Below are 19,111 nucleotides of genomic sequence, written 5' to 3' on the forward strand. Positions count from 1 at the left end.
GAGAAGATTACGCGAACCCAGGCCCCGCTGATTAGACATGTGTTGAATACGCGAGACTTTTGCGCCACCAAACAGAACCGCATAAACTTTCCCGCAATAAGGGAAGCTATTCTGCTGGGCAATCAAGAGGGTAGACCATGAGCGTCATCGCGGGTGTATTCGGCGCGTTGCCGCCACATCGGTATAGCCAGCGCGAAATCACCGACGCGCTAGTCGAATTGCCCGCACTGCAAGAACACGAAGGCATCGTCCGGCGACTGCACGCGGCCGCCAGGGTCAACGGCCGCCACTTCGTGCTGCCCCTCGAGCGATACAGCGAGCTGACCGACTTCGGCGCGGCCAACGAGATCTTCATCGACAAAGCCGTAAAGCTGGGCTGCGACGCACTGCTGGGTGCCCTGGACGAGGCCGGGCTGCAACCGCAAGACATCGACATGATCGCCACCACCACGGTCACCGGCATCGCGGTCCCGTCGCTCGATGCCCGGATCGTCGGACGGCTGGGCCTGCGTCCGGACGTGCGCCGGGCCCCGCTGTTCGGGCTGGGCTGCGCGGCCGGCGCGGCGGGCGTCGGACGGCTACACGATTACCTGCGGGGTGCCCCCGACGGCGTCGCCGTCCTGGTGTCGGTCGAGCTGTGTTCGCTCACCTTTCCGACGGTCAGGCCGACCGTGTCCGGTCTGGTCGGGACGGCCATGTTCGGTGACGGCGCCGCGGCTGTGGTCGCGGTCGGCGACCGTCGCGCCGAGCAACTCAATTCCGCAGGACCCGACATCGTGGATTCGCGCAGCCGTCTGTACCCCGAATCGCTGCACATCATGGGCTGGAACGTCGGGTCGGACGGCATGCAACTGGTGATGTCCCCCGAATTGCCGGACGTCATCGACCGTTACCTCGCCGACGACGTGAAGGGTTTCCTCGCCGGACATGGCCTGACCAAGGACGACATCGGCGCCTGGGTGACCCACCCGGGCGGCCCCAAGGTGATCAACACGATCGCCAAGAGCCTCGAACTGCCCTTGGAGGCACAGGAATTGACGTGGCGCTCGCTGGGGGAAGTCGCCAACCTCTCGTCGGCGTCCGTGCTGCATATCCTGCGCGACACCATCGCCAAACCGCCGCCCAGCGGCAGCCCCGGGCTCATGCTCGCACTGGGTCCAGGCTTCGGCTCCGAACTGGTGTTACTGCGCTGGCACTGAGTTCCTGACCGCATCACGAAAACCTCTGCGCGTCAAGCTCATTCGAGCTGCTCGGAGAGCTCCAGCCAGCGGCTCTCCGTCTCGGCGACCTCGTCTTCGAGGGCGCGCAACTCTTGGGTGAGCCGGGTGATGCCGACGTGGTCGGACTGGTCGTGCGCCGCGAGTTCCGTGTGCTTGTCCTCGATGCGGTCCGCCAGCCGCGCGAGCTGGCGATCGAGGGAGGCCACCTCTTTTTCCGCCGCTCGGCGTTGCGCGCCCGACATCGCGTGTGACGCCGGCTCTGCGGGCCCCGTGGGCCGCGACGATCCGGCGGACGACTCGCTGGTCCGCTGATGGGCCAGCCGCAGATATTCGTCGACACCGCCGGGCAGATGGCGCAACCGGCCGTCGAGCACCGCGTACTGCTGATCGGTGACGCGCTCCAACAGGTAGCGGTCGTGCGAGACGACGATCAGGGTGCCCGCCCATGAGTCCAGCAGGTCCTCCATCGCGGCCAGGGTGTCGGTGTCGACGTCGTTGGTCGGCTCGTCCAGCAGCAACACGTTGGGCTCGGACAGCAGCGTGAGCATCAGCTGCAGCCGCCGCCGCTCACCGCCGGAGAGGTCTTCGACACGGGCGGACAGCTGGCCGCGGGCGAACCCGAGGCGCTCCAGCAGCTGCGCCGGGGTGACCTCACGGCCGTCGACCCGATAGCCGCCCTGCAGCCCGCCCAGCACGTCGGCGATCCGGTCGCCGCCGACCGGGGCCAGGGCATCGCCCTGCTGGTCGAGCACCGCTAGGCGCACGGTCTTGCCGCGTTTGACGCGGCCCGTGTCCGGTGTGATGGTGCCCTCGATCAGGCCCAGCAGCGTCGACTTCCCGGCCCCGTTGGCCCCGACGATGCCGGTGCGCTCGCCGGGGGCGATCCGCCACTCCACGTCGCGCAGCACCGGGCGACCGCCGAACGAGACCGACACGTCGAGCAGGTCGATCACGTCCTTGCCCAGCCGGGCGGTGGCCAGCTTGGCCAGCTCGACGGTGTTGCGCAGCGGCGGCACGTCGGCGATCAACTGGCTGGCCGCCTCGATCCGAAACTTGGGCTTGGAGGTGCGCGCGGGCGCCCCGCGGCGCAGCCACGCCAGCTCCTTGCGCATCAGGTTTTGCCGCTTGGCCTCGGCGACGGCGGCCATCCGGTCCCGTTCGACGCGTTGCAGGACGTAGGCCGCGTAACCGCCGTCGAACGGTTCGACGATCCCGTCATGCACCTCCCACATGGTGGTGGCGACTTCGTCGAGGAACCAGCGGTCGTGGGTCACCAGCAGCAGGCCGCCGGTGTTGCGCGCCCAGCGCTGGCGCAGATGGTCGGCCAGCCAGGTGATGCCCTCGATGTCCAGGTGGTTGGTGGGCTCGTCGAGTGCGATGACGTCCCACTCGCCGACCAGCAGCCTGGCCAGCTGAACCCGGCGGCGCTGACCGCCGGACAGCGTGGCAACCGTTGCCGCCCAGGCGATGTCGGAGACCAACCCGGCGACCACGTCGCGCACCCGCGCGTCGCCGGCCCACTGGTGTTCGGCCGCTTCACCGACCAGGGTGTAGCCCACGCTATGGTCCGGCTCCAAAGTGTCGGCCTGGCTCAACGCGCCGACCCGCAGCCCGCTGCGCTGGGTGACCCGGCCGGAATCGGGTCGTTGGTGGCCGGTCAGCAGCCGCAGCAGGCTGGATTTGCCGTCACCGTTTCGCCCGACGATGCCGATGCGCGCACCGTCGCTGACCCCGAGCGTGATCGAGTCGAAGACCACCCGAGTCGGATATTGCAGGTGCACGGCCTCGGCTCCAAGCAGGTGCGCCACCGGGCCGACCCTACTGTCGCAGCTAGCCGAGGGTCAGCAGTGCCTGGTCCACCTGACTCTGTGTTTCCGCCGACGCCTTGCTCGCTACGGCGTCCAAAAAGCGGCTGGCGACGTCGCGCAGCTTGAGGTTCGTCTCCTGAGAACGCCACACCAGAATGTCGAACGCGCGCTCGGCCGAGATGTCGTAGGCGGTCATCAGCACCCCCTTGGCCTGCTCGATGCGCGCCCGGGCCTCGGCCACCGCCGACAGGACGTTGGTGATGTCGGAGTGCAGCGAGTCGGTGACGTCGACGTAGAACCCGGACGTGCCGGCCAGCTCACCGCTGTCGTCGAGCATCCGATCGCCGGCGACGACGACGCAGTGGGTGCGGCCGGCGGTATCGATGATCCGATGCCGGCTGCTGAACGGTTTTCCCTGCATCACGCGGTCCAGCACGGCGGCCACCCGCTCCCGGTCTTCGGGATGTTTGTGCTGCAGCAGCAGTTCGGTGGTGGGCTGTACCTTTCCCGGCTTGTAGCCGTGCATCCGCGCTACCGCATCCGACCACTCCCAGCGATGGCCGTCGAGGTAGAACCAGAATCTGCCGACGCGCTGGGGCTCACCGAGACCCAGCACCAGGTCGACGGCGCTCAGGTCGTTGTCCGCGACGACGTCAGACACCAGCGCCTCGTGACGCTCAACGGTTTCGTCGTTGGAGTTCACTGTCATCGCGCGTTTCCCCAATCCCCTTTGTGAGAACCTTGGCGTATCGATTCCCGTTTTTGCGCACGTTCATTCCTCGCCATGGGAGGCAAATGGGCAACGCCCGACAATCAGGCCGTCCGGTAACGCTCGGCGTCCTGGTGTTTGAACTCCAGGCCGAACCCAGGGCGATGCTGATCGGGCCGTAGTGCGCCACCCTCGGGCGACAACGCGCCATCGAAAAGCATGTGTTCGATGCGGTGGTGGTCGTGGAAGTACTCCAAATGCCGCAGGTTGGGGATGGTGCTGGCGACGTGGGCGTGCAGGTTGGGAGCGCAGTGTCCCGAGACGTCCACGTTGTAGGAGGCGGCCACGGCGGCGGCGCGCACCCAGTCGGTGATGCCACCGCAGCGCGTGACATCGATCTGCAGGCAGTCGACCGCGTCGGCGGCGAGCATCCGGTTGAAGTAGGCCAGGTCGTAGCCGTACTCACCGGCGGTGACGTCCGGGCTTACCTGGTCGCGCACTTCGCGCAGCCCGGGCAGGTCGTCGGAGGACACGGGTTCTTCGAACCAGGTGACCCCGTGGTCGGCCATGGCGTGGGCCACCCGGATCGCCTGTTTGCGGCGGTACCCACCGTTGGCGTCCACGTAAAGTTCGACGTCGGGGCCGATGACCTTGCGCGCCAACGCAATACGATCCAGGTCCCGGCTGACGTCGGAGCCCCATGACTCACCGATCTTGATTTTGACGCGCGGAATCTTCCATTCGTCGACCCAGCGCTCGAGTTGCGCGCGGGTGGTGGACTCGTCGTAGGTGGTGAAACCGCCGCTGCCGTAGATCGGCACTTCGGGGTGCGCCATGCCGATCAACCGGCACACCGGTAGGTCCAGCAGCTTGCCCTTGAGATCCCACAACGCGGTGTCGACCGCCGAGATCGCGCAAGACACCAGCCCGGGCCGCCCGTTGTTGCGCATTGCCCTGACCATCGACCCCCATCGTGCGGGGATGTCGACGGCGCTGTGTCCGGTGAGCGCGCCGGCGAGCTTGCCGCCGATCAGCTTGGCGCACACCCCGTCGGCATACGTATAGCCGATGCCGCGTCGGCCGTCGGCCGCAACCTCGGCCAGCACCAGCGTGGTCGACGACCAGGACAGCGTGCCGTCGGCTTCCGGTTCGTCGGTGGGGATTTCATAGACCTGCGCGGTGACCTCCGCTATCCGCGCTTCGGGCGTCATCGACACCACCGTCGCCCCGCCCGCGCCGCTAGCCACGCACCAACCCCGGCCGCGCTCAGCGCGCCGGTGCCGCTGACGACCGGGTGCTGGGATGCCCACAGCTGCGGGCTGTGCGCGTGCGACTGGTCGTCGAACTGGCCGCGCGGGCCGTGGTCGGTGCCCGACTCCTGATCCAATGGCTGCCAGAGGTTGTTGGGCCGGTCGCGGCTGACGTGTTCCTTGGTCTGTTGTGAGTCGTATCCGGTGCGGCCGAGGTAGCGGTCCAGCAGCGGCGCGACGAACTTCTGCCCCAGCAGCGTCACCATGGTGGAATCCCCAACCCAATATTGTTTACGCCCTGGATGATCGGCGGCGTACAGCACGCCGCGGGCCGCCACCTCGGGCTGGTAGATCGGCGGCACCGGCTGGGGATGGCGGGGGAGCCGGGACAGCACCCAGGAGAATTGCGGGGTGTTCACCGCCGGCATCTGAACGACGGTGATCCGCACCTTCGAACCCTCGTGGAACAGCTCGCAGCGCACCGATTCGGTGAACCCGTTGACGGCGTGTTTGGCGCCGCAGTAGGCCGACTGCAACGGGATCGATCGCTGGCTGAGCGCAGAACCGACCTGCACGATGGTGCCGCGGTTGCGGGGGCGCATCTTCGCCAGCGCCGCCATGGTGCCGTGCACGTACCCGAGGTAGGACACCTCGGTGACGCGTTTGAACTCCTCGGCGCTGATCTCACTGAACGGCGCGAACACGGAGGTGAACGCGACGTTGACCCAGACGTCGATGGGGCCGAAGGCGGATTCGGCCTCGTCGGCGGCGGCGACGACGGCCGAGTGGTCCGCCACATCGGTCGGGAGGGCCAGCGCCTTGCCGCCGCCGGCCTCGACGTCGCGTGCGGCGCCGTCGAGCCCGGCGGCGCCGCGGGCGATCAGGGCGACGTTGGCGCCGCGCTGTCCGAATTGTTGGGCGGTGGCGCGGCCGATGCCGGCGCTGGCCCCGGTGATCACGACTGTTTGTGTCATTGAGAGTCCTTTCGGTCGATCTGGATCAGTCGCGGTGGTCCACTTCTTCGGTGAGCGTCGCCGTGCATTCGAGGAGCAAGGCGTGCGTGAAAGCCTGAGGCAGATTGCCGCGGAGCTGGCGCTGCTGGATGTCGTACTCCTCGCAGAACAGGCCGGGGGGACCGCATGCGGTGCGATTGCGTTCGAACCAGCGCATCGCGCAATGACCATGACCCAGATGGTGTTCGGCCAGCGCCATCATGAATCCGCACAGCAGAAACGCCCCTTCTGCATCACCCAGGTCACGCTCGTCGTGGCGGAAGCGGTACACGAATCCGTCGTGGGTCAGGTCGCGGCGAACGGCATCGAGGGTGGCGCGGGTGCGCGGGTCGGATACTGGCACGGCGCCGCGTAGGGGCGGCAGAACCAGCGACGCGTCGACTTGGTGCAGTTGCGGGCTGCGTTGCCAGTATCCCTCCTGCCGGTGCAGGCTGCTGGCGGCCGTTTCGGCCAGGATCTTGTCGGCCAGTGACGTACACGCGGCAATCTCGGGGCCGTCCCCGGCCACCTTGGCGATGCGGCGAAGCCCGGCCACACAGGCCAGCCGGGACTGCGTCCAGTGCTCATCATCGATCTCCCAGATTCCGGCCTCCGGCTCGCGCCAGCGCTTCTCAATGGCGGAGATCGCCGCCTGGGCCGCGCGCCATCCTTGGGCGTCGAGCCGGTCGACGGATCCCGCCATCGCGAACAGCTGCAGCGCCTCGCCGAAGACGTCGAGCTGAAATTGCTCGTTGACCCGGTTGCCGAGCTTGTCGTTGCCGCCGGGGTAGCCGGGCAGGTCGAGAGTTTGTTCGCTGGGCACGCGACCGCCGGTGACGGTGTAGGCGGGCTTGAGGTTCGGGCCGTCCTCGAGCAGCCGCGCGCCGACGAACTCGACGGCGCGGTCGAGCAGCTCGGTGGCCCCCGCGGCTGCCGCCGCAATACCGGCATACGCCTGGTCCCGGACCCAGGCGTAGCGGTAGTCGTAATTGCGGTTGGTGTGCGCGCGTTCGGGCAGGCTCATTGTTGCGGCGGCGACCATTCCGCCGCCGCTGCTGGTCAGCCCACGCAGCACCGCGTACGCGTGATGCCCGTCGCGAGGCGCAATGGCGCAGTTCAACTGCGGGACGTGGCGGTGCCACGCGTCGTTGGTGGCATCCCAGCTGATTGTCGGATCGGGCGGCTGATCGGGCAGTGCGCGCTCGGAGAACTCGAGCACGAGGTCGTGCTCCTGCCCCTCGCGGATGGTGATCTCACAACTGAGCACTTCCCTGCTGCCGTGTGCGGAGCGCACGGTACGCGCGGCGTGGCCGCCCAGCCACCGCCAGCGCAACTTTCCCGACCGGCCGCTCCAGATCCCGTTATCGAAGGTCGGCCGCCCCGGGCCGTGGCGGCCGAACCCGGCGCTCGGTTGCAACAGCACCCGTAGCCGCGTCGTCCCGCGGCAACCAACGATGCGCCGCAGCAGCACCACCCGGTCGGGGTCGCCGGGAAAAGCCAGTGCCTCGCGGCACTCCACGATGCTGTCGCGGGTGATCCACCGATTGCGCCAGATCAACGACCCGGGTTCGTAATAGCCACCCCACACGTGCCGCACATCGGTCGGGGTGATCGCGTACACCCCGTTGCCTCCGATCAGGTTGGAGAAGACGGCGTCGGAGTCCCAGCCCGGCGCGCACATCCACGCGACGTCGCCCCGCGGGCCGACCAGCGCGCCGCGCTCCCCGTCGGCGAGGAGCGCGTACTCGCGCAGCACCCGCGGCGGGAACGCCGCCTCGATGTCGATGGTTTGCTCAGCCACGGGCTCCCGCCTTTGACGGCCTCCGTCCGGCGGTGGCGTCGATCTTGCCGGTGGCCAACCGCTCGGCGAGCCGCGAGGCGAGCGCCATGATGGTCAGCGCGGGGTTCGCCGAGCCCTGCGTCGGGCACACCGAGCCGTCGGCGAGAAACAGGTTCGGTACGCCCCAGACGCGTTGATCGGAGTCGACAACCGAGTTCTCACGCCTGGTGCCCATACGGGCGCCGCCGATCAGGTGGGCGTAACGCTCGATGGTGAGCACGTCCTGGGCGTCCGCGGCGTGCAGGATGTCGGCGATCACCTTGGTGGAGTAGGCCATGTTGGCCTTGTCGTTGTCGCAGAGCGTGTAGTCGAACCGGGCCACCGGGATGCCGTACGGGTCCTTCTCCCCGGCCAGCGTCACGCGATTCTCAGGCAGTGGCAACAGCTCGTTGAGCACGCCGACGGTGGCCCAATGGTTGTAGTCGCGCATGTACTCCCGTAGGGCGCGGCCCCAGTGCCCGTCGGCCAGCACGTGTTCGGCCCATCCGATGGGCATCGGCGACACGGTCTGGATGGCAAAGCCGCGGGCGAAGCCACGGGAGAGGTCGGTCTCGTAGAACTGTTCGGAGGTCACCTCCGGGGGCGGCGCCTTGTACATCCGGACCTCCTCGGGCCACCGGCCCGCGGACTGGGTGGCGCCCTGCACCATCACGTAGCGCCCGACCTGATCGTCGTTGTTGCCCAGCCCGTTCGGGAAGCGTTCGCTGGCCGAGTTCAATAGCAGGCGGGGCGTTTCGATCGAATACCCGGCAACGGCAACGACTTTGGCGCGCTGCAGCCGCTCCTTGCCGCCGATCTCGTCGTAGTAGACCACGCCCCGAGCGGCGCCGCTCTCGTCGAGCTCGACCCGGGTGGCCATGCAGTTGGCGCGGATCTCCACGGCATGGGCCAGCGCATCGGGCAGGTGCGTGACGTACGGGCTGGCCTTGGCGTTGACCTTGCAGCCCTGCAGGCAGTAGCCACGGTAGATGCAGTGCGGGCGGTTGCCGAAGGTGCCGTTGACGATGCCGACGGGCCCGACGCGCATCTCGATGCCGAGCTTGAGCGCGCCCCGCCAGATCTTAGCGGCGGCGCCCGAAATAGGATGTGGGGCAAAGGGATAGCGATGCGGATCGCCCCACGGCCAGTTCTGCCCGGCCACCGGAAGCTCGAGCTCGACCTGCTCGTAGTGACGGCGGATGTCCTCGTAGCGGATGGGCCAGTCCGCCCCGACCCCGTCTCGGGTGTAGGTCTCGAAGTCGCTGGGGTGAAACCGCGGGGTGTAGCCGGCGTAATGCACCATCGAGCCGCCCACCCCGCGCCCGGAGTTGTTCTTGCCCAGCTCGATAGGGTCGTCGCCGCCGAGGATGCGTTTCTGGGTCCAGTACAACGCATGCGAGCCGGCCTCGTCGGACACCCAGTCCTCGTCGGGATGCCAGAACGGGCCGGCCTCGAGGATCACGACCCGCCAGCCCTCGCGGGCCAGCCGCTGCGCCAGCACCGAACCGCCGGCCCCGGCACCCACCACAACCAGATCGACCTCGTCCTCGTCGGCATAGCGGCGCATGGTTTTCTCGCCCGGCAGGTCGCGCGTGTGTACGTCGAGCAGGAATCGCGAATCGTTGTCCTTCGGTTCGACCGCTCCTTTTAACAGACCGCGCAAGATGTCGCCCATCACAACTCCCCGTTCCGCACGATCTGCACCGGATCCTCGTCGGTGGCACCGCGGGTCTCGTATGGTTCGCGCGCGGCGGCCGGTCCGGTGGCGCCGCCGAGGCGCATGAAACCGCGCGGGTAGGCCGGGCCGCCGAATCCGATCTCGTTCCACGCCCATGGGTGGGAGTAGAAGCCGGACAAGGTCGCTCGCATGCACACCGACCACGCGCGCTTGACGTTCAGGCTCTCCCACACTCCGCCCTGCAGTTCGGCCTGGGAGAACTTGTCGACGATCGCCTCGCGGGTGGTGATATCGGCGTCGGCGAACGAGGGTGCACCGTAGTGGGTCGACGCCGTCTCGTCGAGCCCGCGCAGCACCAGCCGCCAGGTGTCGCGGTCGTCGGGCATATCGGCGTACTGGTAGCCGTCGAGGCGCCCGTCGGCGAGCTTGGAGTCGACCGACTCGGCCACCGGAACGCGCGGGTCGACGTCCTGCGCCAGCACCGTGTCGCAGAACGCGCGCAGGCACGGTTCCTCTTCGGACGTGAAAAACCGCAAGGGGCCGGGCGGTTCGAGCCGCGCCAGCACCACCTTCCGGGTGGCCTCGTCCCACTTGTCCGCGGTTTCCAGCACGTCGTAATCGGGGTAGCGCCCGATCATCTGCGGCGTGACGCCGCGACGTTGCTTGGGTAGCCAGGACGGGTGCGGCGGTTTGCCGTCGGGGCGCAGATTGGGCAGGTGGTCGGGGCGCGAGGTGTTGGCCATCTCAGGAATCCCAGCGCCCTAACCCCGGAACCGCTCGCGGCGAAGGATCGAGGCCAGTAACCCCATCCCCCCGACCATGCACATTAATCCCGGCGCCGCGATCGGGGGCCCCATCGGCACGTTGTAAGACGCGTTCTTCCATCCGCCCGGCTTGCGGGCGACCCCGCGTGCGTGCAGGTATTCACCCATCAGCCCGTTAGCCGTGTAGATGCCCGCGGTGATCGGCAGCCAGAGTTTGGCCCAGCGCCGCGAGAACACCCCACCGATTCCGGCGACGACCACCGGCGGGGTCACCACGATCGGGCTCCACATCCACTTGTTGCCGAAGCTGGCTTTGTAGTGCTCGAAGTAGATCTCGGCCGTGGTGACCAGTGCCGCTATGGCCGTCAGCCCGGACAGCGAGCGTTCGAAACGGCCGTGCGCGACGTCGTACAAAGCTCGCCCGGCCAAATGTTGGACCTCGCCGAGTCCGTCCCCGGCGGTGCGGTCTTTTGACCGTCCGCCGTTGCCCAGCAACAACATTTGTCTCCCTTTCTCGCGCGCGTTTGCCTGGGTCGGCGATTACCGGCCCCGGGCTGGTTTGGTTGATGGAGTCCTTGGCGGCCCTTCGCTCGCCAAGGACGTCGTCTTTCGTGGCCGCTGGAATGCGGTGGTGATTTCGGTGGTGCGCTCGCCGAGTGAATCCGTCGTGGTGTCCATAAAGCGACCTCGCCTTCGGGCTGGGAAGGAAGCACGGCCTGACGGGCTCCGGCCCCGGCACTGTCAAAGCAGTAACGGTCGCCAAAACCGCCCAGAAAACTGGGAAGCGCCCAGCTGTGTCTTTCAACCGAGAAGGCCCCGACAACGCGTCGCGACCGAAGCGCAACGGCTGTGTACCCGGCGTCCTGCTGCGCAAACCGGGTTCGCAGCTTGTTCTCAGCGTGCCTTCAGGAGGGCAGGCCGCGCCGATGGATCCGCTTTCGGGGAAGCCGGCGGATCACGATGCGATGGAACCCCTTGTCGCGTAATCGCTTGAGCATGAGTCGTCGAACCTGCATCGAAATCGCCGGCGAGAGGCGATCCAGGTACCACAGCGCCCTCCACCACGCGGGCACGATGACGATCGCGTCCCCACCAACACTGCTCGCAGGGTGAGGAATGCGACCTTGCCCGACAAGCTCGACACCATGAGGGAAGGATAGGCCGCCGCCCGCGCAGCTAGGCCTGGTGATGGCCGCGCAAGGCGACGGCGGCGCACAACGCGTCGGCCATCGTGCGGCCACACCGGAAAACCGGGCCATCGGCACCCGATTCAGGGGAACCACTGCCGTTCTAGCTGGCCTGATGTGCCATGATGTCCAAGCTGTCAACACTCAGGGAGCAGCAGTGGATCTCAATTTTTCGATGGTCACACGACCGGTCGAGCGGCTGATCGCCACGGCGCAGAACGGGCTGGAAGTCTTGCGCCTGGGGGGCTTGGAAACCGGCAGCGTCCCGTCGCCGTCGCAGATCGTCGAGAGCGTGCCGATGTACAAGCTCCGGCGATACTTCCCGCCGGACAGCCGCGGTGGCCAGTCGCCCGTCGGGCCGCCGGTGCTGATGGTGCACCCAATGATGATGTCGGCGGACATGTGGGACGTGACGCGCGACGAAGGCGCCGTGGGGATCCTGCACGCGAGAGGGCTCGACCCCTGGGTCATCGATTTCGGCGAACCCGACAAGGTCGAAGGCGGCATGCGCCGCACCCTGGCCGATCACATCGTCGCGCTCAGCCAGGCCATCGACACGGTGAGGGACGCCACCGGCAGCGACATCCATCTGGTCGGCTATTCGCAGGGCGGCATGTGGTGCTACCAAGTCGCCGCCTACCGGCGTTCGAAAAGCCTGGCCAGCATCGTCACCTTCGGTTCGCCGGTGGATACCCTGGCCGCGCTGCCCATGGGCATCCCGGCGAACTTCGCTGCGCCCGCCGCCAACTTCATGGCCGACCACGTCTTCAGCCGGCTGGCCATCCCGAGCTGGATGGCGCGGACCGGCTTCCAGATGCTCGACCCGCTCAAGACCGCCAAGGCGCGCGTCGACTTCGTGCGCCAGCTGCACGACCGGGAGGCGCTGCTCCCGCGCGAGCAACAGCGCCGGTTCCTTGAGCGCGAAGGCTGGATCGCCTGGTCGGGCCCGGCGATCTCCGAACTGCTCAAGCAATTCATCGCCCACAACCGGATGATGACCGGCGGCTTCGCCGTCAACGGTCAAATGGTCACCCTCACCGACATCACCTGCCCGGTGCTGGCCTTCGTCGGCGAGGTGGACGACATCGGGCAGCCGGCGTCGGTGCGCGGTATCCGGCGGGCGGCGCCGGACGCCGAAGTGTACGAATCCACCATCCGCACAGGTCATTTCGGCCTGGTCGTCGGATCCAAAGCGGCGCAACAGAGTTGGCCGACGGTGGCCGAATGGGTCAAGTGGTTGTCGGTGGGAGGCGACAAACCCGACAGCATCGACCTGATGGCCGACCAGCCCGGGGAGCACTCCGACAGCGGAGTCGCATTGAGTTCCCGGGTGGCGCACGGAGTCGGTGAAGTCTCCGAGGCGGCGCTGGGGCTGGTCCGCGGAGCGGCCACCACCGTCGTCGCGGCCAACAAGTCGGTGCGCACCCTGGCCGTCGAGACCGCCCGCACCATTCCGCGACTGGTCCGCCTGGGCCAGATCAACGACCACACCCGGATTTCGCTGGGCCGAATCATCGAAGAGCAGGCCCACAACGCGCCCCAGGGCGAATTCCTGCTATTCGATGGCCGCGTGCACACCTACGAGGCGGTTAACCGGCGCGTCAACAACGTCGTTCGCGGCCTGATCGAGGTCGGGGTGCGCCAGGGTGACCGGGTGGGTGTGTTGATGGAAACCCGGCCCAGCGCGCTCGTGGCCATCGCCGCCCTGTCCCGGCTCGGCGCCACCGGGGTGGTGATGCGGCCCGACGCCGAGCTGGCCGCATCGGTGCGGCTCGGGGGAGTGACCGAGCTACTGACCGATCCCACCAACCTTGAGGCTGTGCTGTGCTCCGACCGCCAAGGGCTGCGTCAGGTGCTGGTGCTTGGTGGTGGAGAGTCGCGGGATCTGCACCTGCCCGAGGACTCCGACGTCATCGACATGGAGAAAATCGACCCGGACGCCGTCGAGTTGCCCGGGTGGTATCGCCCCAACCCGGGACTGGCCCGCGATCTGGCGTTCATCGCTTTCAGCGCGGCCGGGGGCGAGCTGGTGGCCAGGCAGATCACCAACTACCGCTGGGCGGTGTCCGCCTTCGGTACCGCCTCGACGGCCGCCCTGGATCGCCGCGACACCGTCTACTGCCTGACGCCGCTGCACCACGAGTCGGCACTGCTGGTCAGCCTCGGCGGCGCAGTGGTCGGCGGCACCCGCATCGCGCTGTCGCGCGGCCTGGACCCGACCCGATTCGTTCAGGAGGTGCGCCAGTACGGCGTCACCGTGGTGTCCTATACGTGGGCCATGCTCCGCGAGATCGTCGACGATCCCGCGTTCGTGCTGCAGGGCAACCACCCGGTGCGGCTGTTCATCGGTTCCGGCATGCCGACCGGCCTGTGGGGGCGCGTCGTCGAGGCCTTCGCGCCCGCCCACGTCGTCGAGTTCTTCGCCACCACCGACGGGCAGGCCGTATTGGCCAACGTGTCCGGCGCCAAGGTCGGCAGCAAGGGCCGCCCGCTGCCGGGCGCCGGGCGAATCGAGTTGGGCGCCTACGACGTCGAGCATGACCTGATCCTGGAGAACGAGCGCGGCTTCGTGCAGATCGCCGAACCCAAACAGGTGGGGGTCCTGCTCGCCGCCTCCAACGGTCCGATCGATCCGAACGCCTCGGTCAAACGCGGCGTGTTCGCCGCCGGTGACACCTGGATATCGACCGAATACCTGTTCTACCGCGACGACGACGGCGACTATTGGCTGGCGGGCAGGCGCGGCTCGGTGGTGCGCACCGCGCGCGGCCTGGTCTTCGCCGAGCCCGTGACCGACGCGCTGGGTTGCATCAACGGAGTCGACCTCGCGGTGACATACAACGTTCCGCTGGGCGACCACGAGGTGGCGGCGTCGGCGGTCACGCTGTTGCCGGGGGCCTCCATCACCGCGGCCGACCTGACCGAGGCTTTCGCCAAGCTTCCGATCGGCCTGGGACCCGACATCGTGTGCGTGGTGCCGGAGATGAACCTGAGCGCGACATTCCGGCCCACGGTCAGTGCGCTGCGCGCGGCCGGCATCCCGAAGGCCGGACGTCACGTCTGGTATTTCGACGCCGACGCCGAGCAGTACCGCCGGCTGACTCCCGGGGTTCGAGCCGAGCTGAACCGAGCGCAGTCATGATCGACGATGCACTGCTGAACATCCTGGTGTGCCCGGACGACCGCGGCCCACTGGTGTTGGTGGGGGACGAGCTGCTCTATAACCCGCGGCTGCGGCGTGCGTACCGCATCGAGGACGGCATCCCGGTGCTGCTCATCGACGAGGCCCGCGACGTCGGCGACGACGAGCACGCCCGGCTCATGGCACAAGCCCGTCCGGCAGATCCCCGGTGAGATAGCGCTGCAGGTTCGGCGCGATGGTCTGCGCGATCTGCTCGGGCGGCAGCGATGCGAAGGGCTCCAACTGCAGGATGTAGCGCGCCATCACCACGCCCACCAGCTGTGACGCGACGAACTGGATCCGGATGGTTCCGCTTCCCGGCGGATTGTCCACGCGCGGCCCGACTTCGACGGCGATGACGTCCTCGATGAAGGTCCGGAACAGGTTGACCTCTTCGCCGGCCAGGATCGATCGCAGCGCGGCGATGAACGCCGTGCCGACCTCGGAATCCCACAGCGGCAACAACATTGACGGTATCCGGTAGCCGAGTTCGGAGACCGGCACCTCCCGCAATGGGCCGATGATGGCCATCGGGTCGATCGGGATGTGCACGGCCGCGGCGAACAGCTGCTCCTTGGTGCCGAAGTAGTGATGCACCAACGCCGAGTCCACCCCGGCCGCGGCGGCCACCGCGCGGATCGAAGTATTACGAATTCCGTTGCTCGCGAACAGCGTTCGTGCGCCATCGAGAATTCGGTCGCGGGTGTCGGAGTTCCCGGCCGGCCGGCCCCGCCGCCGGCGCCCGGCGTTGGTGGTTGTCACTAGGACCCTCCGTGGCGACCCGCTGCGCCCGGGCGCGCCGCGCTTGCGATCGCCACTACGGCGTCCGTCGCCGCAGCGTGGCCGCGGCCAGGCACAGCGCCGCCAGGGCAAAGCCCAGCACCACGACGATGTCCCGCACCGCGATGAACGTCAGTTCCGGGTGCGCGCCCACCTGCTGCAAGGCCTCCAGCGCATAACTGGCCGGCAGCACATTGCTGATCCATTGCAGCCAGTGTGGCATCAGCGCGCGCGGCACGATGATGCCGGCCAGCAGCAGCTGCGGCACCATCACCAACGGGATGAACTGCACAGCCTGAAACTCGGTGCGGGCGAACGCACTACACAGCAGGCCCAGACCGACGCCCAGCACGGCGTTGACGATTGCGATGACGAACACCCACGCCGGGCTGCCGGCGGTGTCGAAACCCAGCAGCCAGAACGACACGATGCACGCCAGAATCGCTTGCGCCGCAGCCGCGATGGAAAACGCGGTGCCGTAGGCGATCAGCAGATCCAGGCGGCGCAGCGGCGTGGTCAGAATGCGCTCCAGCGTCCCGGAGGCCCGTTCGCGCTGCATGGTGATCGCCGTGATGATGAACATCACGAACAGTGGGAACAGGCCCAGCAGAATCAGGCAGGCGTTGTTGAACGGGGTCGGCCCGCCGGGGCGGTGCGGGGCGTTCTGGAACATGAAGTACATCAGGCTGATCACCAGGACCGGCACGAGCAGGATCATCGCGACGCTGCGGTGATCGGCGACCAATTGGCGCAGGATTCGCGCGGTGGTCGCGGTGTAGCCGCGCAGGCTCAGCCCGCTTCGCGCATGGTGCTGCGCTTGATCATGGACAGAAACGCGTCCTCCAGTGACGTGCATCCGGTGTCCTCTCGCAGTTGGGTCGGGGTGGTGTTGGCGACCAACCGGCCGTCGCGCATCAGCAGCAGGTCGCCGCAGTGGTCGGCTTCGTCCATCACGTGGCTGGAGACCAGCAGCGTGGTCCCGGTGCGGGCCAGCTCGGCGAACTGCTCCCAGAGGTCCGCGCGCAGGACCGGGTCCAGGCCCACCGTGGGCTCGTCGAGCACCAGCAGGTCGGGCTGGCAGACCAACGCGCAGGCCAGCGAAACCCGGGTGCGCTGGCCGCCGGACAGGTTGCCGCACAACGCAGTCCGGTGATCGGTCAATCCGACGCGATCGATGGCGGCATCGGCGGCCTGGCCGTCGAATCCGTAGAGCGCCGCGAAATAGCGGACGTTGTCCACGATCCGCAGGTCGTGGTAGATGGTCGGGTCCTGTGGCAGGTAACCGATGCGATGGCGCAGCTCGGCGCAGCCGGCCTCTTTGCCGAGCACCGTGACGGTGCCGCCGGAGATGACCTGGGTGCCGACGATGCAACGGATGAGCGTGGTCTTGCCGCAGCCCGACGGGCCGAGCAGGCCGGTGATGCTGCCTTGGGCGATCTGTACGGAGAGGTCGTGCACAGCTGGACGTTTACCGCGAATTACGCGCAGGTGCTCGATGCGCACCGCCGGGGCGGGAATTAATTCATCATGCGATGAACTCATCATGCGATGAATAATCGTCCGGCCGACCTGTGTTGTCAAGGTCGACGTTGAATTCGTGAGGGACGCGGTTGCGTCGCCGCTTGGTCGCGGGACGGGGCGCAGCGCCGATGGGCCTAGTTGAAGCGTTCGCCGGTGGGCGGGCGGCGCTGCGGCAGATGGCCGTGCACGCCCTCGGCGTAAGCGGTTTCGGCGTGCTGCGTGAGGTCGACACCGGTCGTCTCGTCTTCGGCGCTGACCCGGAAACCCATCAGCCGGTCGATGACCTTCCCCAGCACGAACGTCATCGCGAACGCGTAGAGCGCGACGACCCCGATCGCCAGCGCCTGCTTGCCCAGCTGGCCGACGCCGCCACCGTAGAACAGGCCCCGCGGGCCCGCCGTCATGACCGCCGTCGCGAACAGGCCGATCAACGACACACCGACCACGCCGCCGACGAAGTGCACGCCGACCACGTCGAGCGAATCGTCATAGTTGAAGCGCAATTTCGCGCCTACCGCAAACGCGCACACGACGCCCGCCGCCAGCCCGACGACCGTCGCGCCGAGCGTGTTGACCGTCCCGCAGGACGGGGTGATGGCGACCAAACCGGCGACCACACCCGATGCCGCACCGAAAGTGGTGGGACGGCCGTCGCGGACCTGTTCGACCGAGAGCCAACCCAGCATGCCCAGGCACCCGGCGACCAGCGTGTTGAGGAAGATGGCCGCGGCAGTTCCGTTGGCGGCCAAGGCGGAACCGGCGTTGAAGCCGAACCAGCCGAACCACAGCAGCCCGACACCGACAAACAGCAACGGCAGATTGTGCGGCCGCATCGCATCCTTTTTGAATCCGATACGGGGTCCGAGCACCAGCGCCAGCGCCAGCGCGGACGACCCGGAGACGATCTCGACGACGAGCCCGCCCGCGTAGTCGAGGACGCCCAGCTTGGCCAGCCAGCCGCCGGGACCCCAGACCCAGTGCGCGACAATCGCATACACGGCGATCGTCCATACCGGAACGAATACCATCCAGGCGGCGAACTTGGCGCGGTCCGCGATCGCGCCGCTGACCAGGGCGGCCGTGATGATCGCGAATGTCAACTGGAAGGTGGCGAACAGCAACTCGGGCACCGCTGTGCCGTGAACGGTGTCGGGAGTGATGCCGAGCATCCCGAAATGCCTGAGGCTGCCCACGAGCCCGCTCATCCCGTCCTGGGAGAACGCGAGGGTGTAGCCGACCAGGAGCCACGCCACCGTCACCAGCGGGATGGAGATGAAGCTCATCATCATCATGTTGAGCACCCCGGTGGTGCGGACCATGCCGCCGTAGAAGATCGCCAGGCCGGGGGTCATCAGCAAGACCAGCGCGGTGCTGGCCAACAGCCACGCCGTGGCGGCGGGATCGATCGCATGCATGAGGTGGGCTCCTTCTCGCGGCCCCCGGGGTCACGGGACACCGGGATACTGCCACGTTTGGGCTGCCGGTAGGTTCGTTGGGTTCAGAAAAGAGGAATCAGGATCTGATGTGGTCGAGGCTCGAGGACGCTTTCGCCAAGGCACCGCTGCGGCGCAGCTGTTAGTCGACCCGGTCGAGGCCGCGCGCCGGTTATTGGGCGCCACCCTCACCGCGCGGGGGGTGCGCGGGACGGTCGTCGAGGTCGAAGCCTATGGGGGAGTCCCCGACGGTCCCTGGCCCGACGCCGCCGCGCACTCGTACAAGGGGTTGCGCGCCCGCAACTTCGTGATGTTCGGGCCTCCCGGCCGGCTGTACACCTACCGCAGCCACGGCATCCACGTTTGCGCCAACGTATCCTGCGGACCCGACGGCACCGCCGCCGCGGTGTTGCTGCGTGCCGCGGCCATCGAGGACGGCACCGACGTCGCGCGTGCCCGCCGAGGCGAGTTGGTGCACACCGCCGCTTTGGCGCGCGGCCCGGGCAACCTGTGCTCTGCCATGGGAATCACCATGGAAGACAACGGCATTGATCTCTTCGCGCGCAACAGTCCGGTGACCCTCGAACTGCACGAACCGCTGAGCGCAACGGCCGGCCCGCGCGTCGGCGTCAGCCAGGCCGCCGACCGGCCGTGGCGGCTGTGGCTTGCCGGCCGGCCGGAAGTCTCGGCGTATCGCCGCAGTCCCCGCGCGCCGGCCCCGGGCGCCAGCGATTAGCCGGACGGTTCTCGGGTGGAAGGATCTTGGATC

Annotated in this window: 16 protein-coding genes; 4 read left to right on the plus strand and 12 right to left on the minus strand. The window is 67.8% G+C overall.

Annotated elements, in window-relative coordinates:
* Positions 1-137: 137 nt before the first annotated feature.
* Positions 138-1,199, plus strand: coding sequence for a type III polyketide synthase (locus A5753_RS08600; protein WP_067125757.1), 1,062 nt, complete (start codon positions 138-140; stop codon positions 1,197-1,199).
* 38 nt (positions 1,200-1,237) lie between these two features.
* Here A5753_RS08600 and A5753_RS08605 read toward each other — a convergent pair whose 3' ends face one another.
* The 8 genes from A5753_RS08605 to A5753_RS08640 all read right to left on the minus strand — a co-directional run bounded on the left by A5753_RS08605 (position 1,238) and on the right by A5753_RS08640 (position 10,741).
* A complete protein-coding gene (locus tag A5753_RS08605; protein WP_067125760.1) occupies positions 1,238-3,028 on the minus strand; it encodes an ABC-F family ATP-binding cassette domain-containing protein in 1,791 nt (596 codons plus the stop codon).
* A gap of 22 nt (positions 3,029-3,050) precedes the next feature.
* The gene (locus A5753_RS08610) at positions 3,051-3,737 is read right to left on the minus strand and encodes a PAS and ANTAR domain-containing protein (RefSeq protein ID WP_067125955.1); all 687 of its coding nucleotides are present in this window, start codon (positions 3,735-3,737) and stop codon (positions 3,051-3,053) included.
* 104 nt (positions 3,738-3,841) lie between these two features.
* Positions 3,842-4,948, minus strand: coding sequence for an enolase C-terminal domain-like protein (locus tag A5753_RS08615; RefSeq protein WP_067125957.1), 1,107 nt, complete (start codon positions 4,946-4,948; stop codon positions 3,842-3,844).
* Positions 4,945-5,961, minus strand: a complete 1,017-nt coding sequence (locus A5753_RS08620) for an SDR family oxidoreductase (protein WP_067125762.1) — start codon at positions 5,959-5,961, stop codon at positions 4,945-4,947. Before A5753_RS08620 ends, A5753_RS08615 begins: the two co-directional genes overlap by 4 nt.
* 25 nt (positions 5,962-5,986) lie before the next feature.
* Positions 5,987-7,780: a glycoside hydrolase family 15 protein gene (locus A5753_RS08625; RefSeq protein WP_067125764.1), complete on the minus strand. Its 1,794-nt coding sequence runs from the start codon at positions 7,778-7,780 to the stop codon at positions 5,987-5,989.
* Positions 7,773-9,473: a GMC family oxidoreductase gene (locus tag A5753_RS08630; RefSeq protein WP_067125781.1), complete on the minus strand. Its 1,701-nt coding sequence runs from the start codon at positions 9,471-9,473 to the stop codon at positions 7,773-7,775. Before A5753_RS08630 ends, A5753_RS08625 begins: the two co-directional genes overlap by 8 nt.
* Positions 9,473-10,219 carry a gluconate 2-dehydrogenase subunit 3 family protein gene (locus A5753_RS08635; protein ID WP_067125784.1) on the minus strand — a complete coding sequence of 249 codons (747 nt, stop codon included), beginning with the start codon at positions 10,217-10,219 and terminating at the stop codon, positions 9,473-9,475. The genes A5753_RS08630 and A5753_RS08635 overlap by 1 nt, the downstream gene beginning before the upstream one ends.
* 18 nt (positions 10,220-10,237) lie before the next feature.
* Positions 10,238-10,741 carry a hypothetical protein gene (locus A5753_RS08640; RefSeq protein WP_067125787.1) on the minus strand — a complete coding sequence of 168 codons (504 nt, stop codon included), beginning with the start codon at positions 10,739-10,741 and terminating at the stop codon, positions 10,238-10,240.
* An 801-nt stretch (positions 10,742-11,542) separates the two neighbouring features.
* On the opposite strand from A5753_RS08640, the gene A5753_RS08645 reads away from it, so the two are divergent.
* Positions 11,543-14,569, plus strand: a complete 3,027-nt coding sequence (locus A5753_RS08645; RefSeq protein ID WP_156656026.1) for an acyl-CoA synthetase — start codon at positions 11,543-11,545, stop codon at positions 14,567-14,569.
* On the plus strand, positions 14,566-14,781 hold the full coding sequence (locus A5753_RS08650) for a Trm112 family protein (RefSeq protein ID WP_067125792.1): 216 nt from the start codon (positions 14,566-14,568) through the stop codon (positions 14,779-14,781). Before A5753_RS08645 ends, A5753_RS08650 begins: the two co-directional genes overlap by 4 nt.
* Here the strand turns inward: A5753_RS08650 and A5753_RS08655 are convergent.
* From A5753_RS08655 to A5753_RS08670, 4 genes are all read right to left on the minus strand, one after another.
* Positions 14,747-15,370 (minus strand): TetR/AcrR family transcriptional regulator, encoded by a 624-nt coding sequence (locus A5753_RS08655; RefSeq protein ID WP_067125795.1) that lies wholly within the window; start codon positions 15,368-15,370, stop codon positions 14,747-14,749. The genes A5753_RS08650 and A5753_RS08655 overlap by 35 nt on opposite strands.
* A gap of 55 nt (positions 15,371-15,425) precedes the next feature.
* A complete protein-coding gene (locus tag A5753_RS08660) occupies positions 15,426-16,244 on the minus strand; it encodes an ABC transporter permease (protein WP_197694631.1) in 819 nt (272 codons plus the stop codon).
* A complete protein-coding gene (locus A5753_RS08665; protein ID WP_067125798.1) occupies positions 16,178-16,933 on the minus strand; it encodes an ABC transporter ATP-binding protein in 756 nt (251 codons plus the stop codon). Before A5753_RS08665 ends, A5753_RS08660 begins: the two co-directional genes overlap by 67 nt.
* 110 nt (positions 16,934-17,043) lie before the next feature.
* Positions 17,044-18,324, minus strand: coding sequence for an ammonium transporter (locus tag A5753_RS08670; RefSeq protein WP_067125801.1), 1,281 nt, complete (start codon positions 18,322-18,324; stop codon positions 17,044-17,046).
* Positions 18,325-18,433: 109 nt separating this feature from the next.
* Between A5753_RS08670 and A5753_RS08675 the strand changes: the two genes are divergently transcribed.
* The gene (locus A5753_RS08675) at positions 18,434-19,078 is read left to right on the plus strand and encodes a DNA-3-methyladenine glycosylase (protein ID WP_067125804.1); all 645 of its coding nucleotides are present in this window, start codon (positions 18,434-18,436) and stop codon (positions 19,076-19,078) included.
* Positions 19,079-19,111 lie beyond the last annotated feature (33 nt).

Source organism: Mycobacterium sp. 852002-51971_SCH5477799-a, from assembly GCF_001667145.1.
Classification (GTDB): domain Bacteria; phylum Actinomycetota; class Actinomycetes; order Mycobacteriales; family Mycobacteriaceae; genus Mycobacterium.

What these genes read in the sequence shown, in the direction of transcription:
- A5753_RS08660 (WP_197694631.1), bottom strand. Translation starts at nt 16,244, where the DNA reads ATGCACGTCACTGGAGGACGCGTTTCTGTCCATGATCAAGCGCAGCAC.
- A5753_RS08630 (WP_067125781.1), bottom strand. Translation starts at nt 9,473, where the DNA reads ATGGGCGACATCTTGCGCGGTCTGTTAAAAGGAGCGGTCGAACCGAAG.
- A5753_RS08670 (WP_067125801.1), bottom strand. Translation starts at nt 18,324, where the DNA reads ATGCATGCGATCGATCCCGCCGCCACGGCGTGGCTGTTGGCCAGCACC.
- A5753_RS08635 (WP_067125784.1), bottom strand. Translation starts at nt 10,219, where the DNA reads ATGGCCAACACCTCGCGCCCCGACCACCTGCCCAATCTGCGCCCCGAC.
- A5753_RS08600 (WP_067125757.1), top strand. Translation starts at nt 138, where the DNA reads ATGAGCGTCATCGCGGGTGTATTCGGCGCGTTGCCGCCACATCGGTAT.
- A5753_RS08645 (WP_156656026.1), top strand. Translation starts at nt 11,543, where the DNA reads ATGTGCCATGATGTCCAAGCTGTCAACACTCAGGGAGCAGCAGTGGAT.
- A5753_RS08620 (WP_067125762.1), bottom strand. Translation starts at nt 5,961, where the DNA reads ATGACACAAACAGTCGTGATCACCGGGGCCAGCGCCGGCATCGGCCGC.
- A5753_RS08615 (WP_067125957.1), bottom strand. Translation starts at nt 4,948, where the DNA reads ATGACGCCCGAAGCGCGGATAGCGGAGGTCACCGCGCAGGTCTATGAA.
- A5753_RS08650 (WP_067125792.1), top strand. Translation starts at nt 14,566, where the DNA reads ATGATCGACGATGCACTGCTGAACATCCTGGTGTGCCCGGACGACCGC.
- A5753_RS08640 (WP_067125787.1), bottom strand. Translation starts at nt 10,741, where the DNA reads ATGTTGTTGCTGGGCAACGGCGGACGGTCAAAAGACCGCACCGCCGGG.
- A5753_RS08610 (WP_067125955.1), bottom strand. Translation starts at nt 3,737, where the DNA reads ATGACAGTGAACTCCAACGACGAAACCGTTGAGCGTCACGAGGCGCTG.
- A5753_RS08665 (WP_067125798.1), bottom strand. Translation starts at nt 16,933, where the DNA reads ATGATGAGTTCATCGCATGATGAATTAATTCCCGCCCCGGCGGTGCGC.